Below are 6222 nucleotides of genomic sequence, written 5' to 3' on the forward strand. Positions count from 1 at the left end.
ATGATGGCAGAGAGGTCACACCCGTTCCCATACCGAACACGGAAGTTAAGCTCTCTAGCGCCGATGGTAGTTGGGACCTTGTCCCTGTGAGAGTAGGACGTCGCCAAGCAACTTTAAGACGAGTCAGAATGACTCGTCTTTTTTGTGTTTAATGAAATAAGCTTGTTATTAATGGCTCAAGAAATCCATTGGTAACAAGCTTATTTGTTTAAAGATAAATGTATTTATCTAATATGGACTTCCGGTAAAATCGTTATTTATCATATCTTCACTTTGTTTTTTACATCGATAAGCTTAAAACGTTCGCAAACGAGCAGCATATCTTCAGAAAAACTAAGACCAAGTTCGCTTAGTTCCTTTGTAAAAAACTGAATATGGGTATCTCTCCAGTAACTATAGGTACGATCGCCTTCGCCTTCAGCGATAGCGAATTCTTCAGTCACTTCATTCATTGGCATTATAGTTACTTCTATTGTCTTAATAATAGCTACAGGTTCCTCCTGACTATTGAGTACAATACTATAATCGTTAGTTGTTGGTAGTGGTTCATTTTCTAATTCATAAAAAATATGGCCCGAGCATGTTGCGGTTTTCACACCATCAATGACTAATTGAGCGAGATAATCAGGAGAATCACCAAATTGCCAAGCTGTAACAGATTCTGGTTTTTCATTGTTTCCCCAATAAGTATCCCAATATGATTGTGCTAATGGATTCATTTGTATATTTACCTCGCTTTAATTTTTTTATAAGCCTTGAGCAACTTGCTTATTTGTAATAGTTTTGTAGTCATATAAAATCTGGGTTGTTGTATTACGGATTAATACAAGTAATACGCTGAAGGAATATGGTTTATAAACTTGTTCTGTCCATTTATGACCATTTTCCCCGTAGACGCCCATATTAATAGACGGGATGTTCAATTTTCGAATTGTTTCGTATGGTAATGGATATAGTTGTTATGTAGTCTATTTGTGATTTGGGCTGCAATAAAGTTAGGGTCAATGCCCGATCACCTACACGTACTTCGCTTCCATAAATATAGAAACAAGGAAGAAGTGATGTATAGCAAAGGGGTGAGAACGTTAGTTCTATCGTGGTGTAATGGGTAGACTCAATCAATTGAGGTGCTTATTTTTACTTCAGCATATGTGTATAAAGAAGAAATGCTATTACTAGGTTCGGATTTCAAATATAGCTTTTAACGTTACATATTTTAATGAAGTGTTGTTTAGAGGTAAAGAATATTCTGATTATTAATATTGATCTATTATCCACTATGCCATATTGAAGTGAGTAATACTAGAGGTGAAATAGATAAAAACCGATATTCCTTGAATATCGGTTTAATAATATGTGACTTATATGAAGCTATAGCAATACGAAAAGTGTAAATACAATGGCTAACAAAATACGATAATATGCAAAAGGTTTTAAACCTATCTTTTCTAAAAGCTTCAGGAAGGTTACTACCGCTAGCATTGCTACAAGAAAAGAGGTAATGAATCCTACCGCAAACATAGGAATATCATCTACACTTAAATACTTCCAACTTTTTAATAAGTCTAACCCTGTAGCTCCGGCCATTACAGGAATGGCAATGAGAAAAGAGAACTCAGATGCAGCCTTATAATTTACTTTTGCTAATAACCCTCCAGAAATAGTAGAGCCCGCTCTAGAGAAGCCAGGATATACTGCTAAGCATTGAAATAATCCAATTGTTAATGCTTGACGGTATGTTAAATCATCTAGTGAAAAGGCGGTTGCCTCTGCTTTTTTTGCTTCTGCAAAAATCATAAGAATTGCTCCTGCTACAAGTCCGATTACGACAGTATACGGCTGAAATAAGTATGTTTTAATAACATCATGTAATAATAGGCCAACAACTACTGCTGGGAATACACCGAGAAAAACATGTAATGCATTGAATTTTTTCTCTTTCCGTAGAAGGGGTTTAATATTACATAAAGAAACAAGGCGTTTATGATATAAAATCGCGATAGCTAAAATTGCCCCTAACTGTATGACAATTTCAAACGTTTTTGCCCTTTCTCCTTCAAAACCTAATAAATGTCCGACTAATATAAGATGGCCAGTAGAAGAGATTGGTAAAAATTCAGCTAACCCTTCTACAATACCAAGTATGAAGGCAATGATAAGATCGCTCATAGTTTCACTCCTATAAATTAATGAATATCCACCCTTTTAAAATAGAATAGTGTTGTAATAAATCCGAAAATCGCTGTTACTGCAATGATGATATAAGAATACTCTGATGGATAAGTCGGTTGTAATTCGTTATTTGCTATATCTAGAGTAGCGGTCCATGGGAATAGGTCTTTATGTTTTGAATTTACGATCATAAGGTTAGTCATTGTAATAATGATTGTTAATATAATAGGCGGTACATAGGTCTTCATTACAAGAGTTAGTAGTACAATAGGTGAAGACAAAAGAAAGAGAAGTCCACCACATATTAAAAATTTTATGAGAGAGCCTAAAAGTAAGGTGATACTAAACCCAGGGAAGCTACCTATTAGCCCTAATAATAAAGTTAACGTCCAAGCAACTAAAGTTAGCATCATGATCCAAAGGAATAGAAGGATAAACTTACTTATAATAAAGCTAATACGTGATACTGGGATAGTTAGCAAATTTTTTAATGTATCTTCCGTGTATTCACGGGTAAATAGATAAGCGATCACAACTCCATATAAGGGGAATCCTATAATTAAAGTAGTGTATAGGTTAACTTCAGTGAACAGTTGACCAAATAAAATAGTTGGAGTAGGTTGCTTTGTCTTCATGTGTATATAAGAAGCTACAACCACTAAAAATGGCGCGACACCTGCTCCGATAATACTAATCAAAAACATATTGGATCGTTTCAATTTTAATAGTTCTGTATAAAGCAGATTAACCAATTGTGCCACCCCCAACTAGTTTGGTGAAATAATCTTCTAGTCTATCTTCGCTCATCACAATTTTTAATACCTCAATATCGTTACGAACTAACGTTCTATTTATGTGTCCCTGCTGTCCAAAGTGAGAATAAACGCGAATATTTCCTTCATCATGTACCTCATAATCAAAAATTTGAAAATGATTTTCTAATAGCATCGCAGCTTTATTATCATTATTTACTTGGAATTCTATGTACTTACGATTGGCTTTACGCAGTGTATCAAGAGAAACTTCTTCTAATAACCTTCCTTCATGAATAATTCCCATACGATCGACTAGTTGTTCCACCTCAGCTAATATATGACTAGAAATGAGTATCGTTATATTTCTTTCTTGAGCTAAAGATTTAATGAGTTTTCGCATTTCTTTAATACCGATTGGATCTAGTCCGTTAGTTGGTTCATCTAGTATGAGTAGTTCAGGATAATGGAGAAGAGCACGTGCGATTCCTAAGCGTTGCTTCATTCCTAAAGAGTATTTTCCTACTAATTTTTTTGTTTCGTGCTGCAAGCCTACAATTTCTAATGCTTCTTCAATTGCATTCCTTTTGTGAACACCAATTATCTTTGCATTAATTAATAAGTTCTCTCTTGCAGTTAAGTTTTCATAAAATCCTGGGACTTCAACGATAGAACCGATTCTTCTTAAAATGTCTTTTGGATTCCGAAGTAAATCCTCACCGAATATTTCTATATTTCCACTTGTAGGTTTTATAAGACTAAGCAGCATACGGATTGTAGTTGTTTTACCAGCACCGTTACGCCCTATGAATCCATAAATCTCTCCTTGCTGTACATTTATATTTAGATTATCTACTGACTTTTGGTTCCCATAAACTTTAGTAAGGTTTGTCGTTTTTATAATTGTATTTATAGGGGGCACCTACTTTCTATAAGTTCTTAATTACATAATAAAAAGGAAGGTTTAACTGCATATTAATCATTTCTTAACTATTTCTTAAAAGTAGTGTGTTTTGGGACGGAAAAACCAAAAGTAGTTCGTTCACAAGGAATACTGTCAACCCATATACGCCCACCATTTTTTTCAACGAGGGCTTTAGAAATAGAAAGTCCGAGGCCACTACCACCGTAAGAAGGATTTCTTGATTGTTCGCTGCGGTACATCCGCTTAAATACGTTTTGTAAATCATGTTTTGGAATACCGGGTCCCTTGTCCCAAATAAGAATCTCATATTCTGTATTGGTTTCTAGTAGTTCGACTCCTACTATTTTCCCAGCTTTTCCGTGATGGATAGCGTTTTTTATTAGATTACCTATAATTCGTATAAGGCTAAGGTGATCTGCAATAATAGGGGAAGTAGATTCTGGTATGAGAACTTGTAGTTCAATGTTATGTTTTGATAGCTCGGGTAAAAATTCGATTAATACTTCTCTAGTAACCTCAGAAAAATCGAGTTCTTCTTCTTTTAATGGAAATTCATCAGCATCTAGCTTGGCCATATTAAAGATTTCATCGACCAGATGTTTTAAGTCATTCGATTTCTTATAAAGTATCTCAAGATATTCTTGCTTTTCTACTTCAGAAGCAGCGACATCATCTTTTAAAGCATCAATATATCCAATATATAGAAGTAAGTGGTGTCCGGATATCATGTGAGATATTAGATAAAAGTTGTTTTCTAGCTTCTTGGGATTTCCTTGCTTCGATCTGGCCCTTTTCTAATGCAGTTATTAAGTCGTTTATTGAAAACACGACACTATTTAGTGAACGGTCGTTATTTGTGAATAGCCTCGTTTGTAAATTCCCTTTAAGTGCACGGCTTAATTTAGTAACCATCGATTCGTTGCTTTGAATAAAGTGAACTCTTGAAAAGAAAAGATATATTGTGATTATGATAAGAGCAATAAATAAAGATATTTTTACATGGTATCCCATATCTATATTTAAAAGTCCGCAAATGATAAGTTGTAATGAAATAAGAAAGAGGACCTTATCATTTTTCAACCTGTTCACCTACAAACTTATAACCGATTCCCCATAAAGTCTGAATGAATTTTGGATTGGAAGGATCGATTTCTATTTTCTTTCTAAGCTTTCTAATATGCACCATAACTGTATTATCATCTTCTATATAATTATCGTCCCATACATTCCGAAAGAGTTGTGTTTTCGTAAATACTTGCTCTGGGTTTGAAGCGAAGAATTTTAATAGTTCAAGTTCTTTTCCAGTTAAGTTGATTTCTTTTCCGTTCGTATGGACTGTGTATTTTTTAAAATCGATAGTTAGTCCTTTAAATGTTAAAGCTGTTTTCTCTTGTACGTTAGTGTTACTTCCAAGAACTAAAAAACGTCGCATAAGAGCTTTTACTCTTGCAACCACTTCGTGAATACTGAAAAGTTTTGTAATATAATCATCAGCACCTATGCTTAAGCCCAAAATTTTATCAACTTCGTGATCTTTAGCAGTTAGCATTAATATAGGGATGTTGGTTGTATCTCTAAGTTTTCTACACACTTCGATACCATCTACTTTCGGCATCATAAGATCTAATATAACGAGGTTGTAGTTATTTTGGTTAAATAAGCACAAAGCTTCTTCTCCATTAATTGCAGTATCTACCATATATAATTCTCGTTCTAAATATCTTTTTAATAAGTCTCGAATTTCTTTATCGTCATCTGCTATAAGAATACGTATATCTTTCATATCGTCACCTGTTTCTAATAGAATGTTATTGATATTACAACTTGATAAACAAAGGGGAATAGGGAGCGGTAATAAAAAATAAAGCAACTTTCTAATTATATACTATTAATTGTTAAAATAAGGTTGCTAGTTTAGCTGAAAAGAATCAATTGTATGAGTTCGGTAAGATGGGGGAAGCGAGTCCTTTGAAATAGAGAAGTGCCTAAATTGAATAGTATTTAGAAGAATAGATTGGTAAAGAAAAGTAGACGATGGTTTCTATTTTAATGAGATCTTTGTAGGTCCTTATCTAGAGTTAAAAGAGTGCAAAGGTACTAAATTAAATTTCTTTGTAAAAAGGTATTGACGATTAGTATATAGAGGTGTAATATAGGACAAGTCGCCGATAGCAACAAAGCAGAAAGCGACAAAAGAAATAAAAAAACTTGGTTGACATTGAAATATGAAAATGTTAACATAAGGGAGTCGCAAATGAGCGACAGACAAGTTCTTTGAAAACTGAACGAAACAAACAACGTGAACGTCAATTTTTATTTTTAGATGCTAGACAAACTAACTTTATTGGAGAGTTTGATCCTGGCTCAGGATGA

General features: G+C 34.0%; 5 protein-coding genes, 1 rRNA gene and 2 pseudogenes. 1 reads left to right on the forward strand and 7 read right to left on the reverse strand.

Features of this window, described 5'->3' with window-relative positions:
• Nucleotides 1-109 (forward strand): 5S ribosomal RNA (rrf, locus tag MR066_RS26900); the annotation flags it as partial.
• 151 nt (nt 110-260) lie between these two features.
• Here the strand turns inward: rrf and MR066_RS26905 are convergent.
• The 7 genes and pseudogenes from MR066_RS26905 to MR066_RS26930 all read right to left on the reverse strand — a co-directional run bounded on the left by MR066_RS26905 (nt 261) and on the right by MR066_RS26930 (nt 5632).
• A complete protein-coding gene (locus MR066_RS26905; RefSeq protein ID WP_159147395.1) occupies nt 261-719 on the reverse strand; it encodes an ASCH domain-containing protein in 459 nt (152 codons plus the stop codon).
• Between the two features lie 27 nt (nt 720-746).
• Nucleotides 747-947, reverse strand: a pseudogene (locus MR066_RS27455) (peptidase M20); the annotation flags it as partial.
• Nucleotides 948-1371: 424 nt separating this feature from the next.
• On the reverse strand, nt 1372-2169 hold the full coding sequence (bacA, locus tag MR066_RS26910) for an undecaprenyl-diphosphate phosphatase (protein WP_002124850.1): 798 nt from the start codon (nt 2167-2169) through the stop codon (nt 1372-1374).
• Between the two features lie 17 nt (nt 2170-2186).
• Nucleotides 2187-2924: an ABC transporter permease gene (locus MR066_RS26915; RefSeq protein ID WP_002124852.1), complete on the reverse strand. Its 738-nt coding sequence runs from the start codon at nt 2922-2924 to the stop codon at nt 2187-2189.
• Nucleotides 2917-3846 (reverse strand): ABC transporter ATP-binding protein, encoded by a 930-nt coding sequence (locus MR066_RS26920; RefSeq protein WP_088031703.1) that lies wholly within the window; start codon nt 3844-3846, stop codon nt 2917-2919. The genes MR066_RS26915 and MR066_RS26920 overlap by 8 nt, the downstream gene beginning before the upstream one ends.
• A gap of 68 nt (nt 3847-3914) precedes the next feature.
• A pseudogene (locus MR066_RS26925) lies at nt 3915-4929 on the reverse strand (sensor histidine kinase).
• Entirely contained in the window at nt 4919-5632 is a 714-nt protein-coding gene (locus tag MR066_RS26930) for a response regulator transcription factor (protein WP_242249046.1), read from the reverse strand. The pseudogene MR066_RS26925 and the gene MR066_RS26930 overlap by 11 nt, the downstream one beginning before the upstream one ends.
• Between the last annotated feature and the right edge of the window lie 590 nt (nt 5633-6222).

The organism is Bacillus cereus group sp. BfR-BA-01523 (assembly GCF_022662615.1).
Classification (GTDB): domain Bacteria; phylum Bacillota; class Bacilli; order Bacillales; family Bacillaceae_G; genus Bacillus_A; species Bacillus_A mycoides.

Bases quoted from the DNA above. Each gene is read 5' to 3' on its own strand.
- MR066_RS26930 (WP_242249046.1), bottom strand. From the start codon at position 5,632: ATGAAAGATATACGTATTCTTATAGCAGATGACGATAAAGAAATTCGA.
- MR066_RS26905 (WP_159147395.1), bottom strand. From the start codon at position 719: ATGAATCCATTAGCACAATCATATTGGGATACTTATTGGGGAAACAAT.
- bacA (WP_002124850.1), bottom strand. From the start codon at position 2,169: ATGAGCGATCTTATCATTGCCTTCATACTTGGTATTGTAGAAGGGTTA.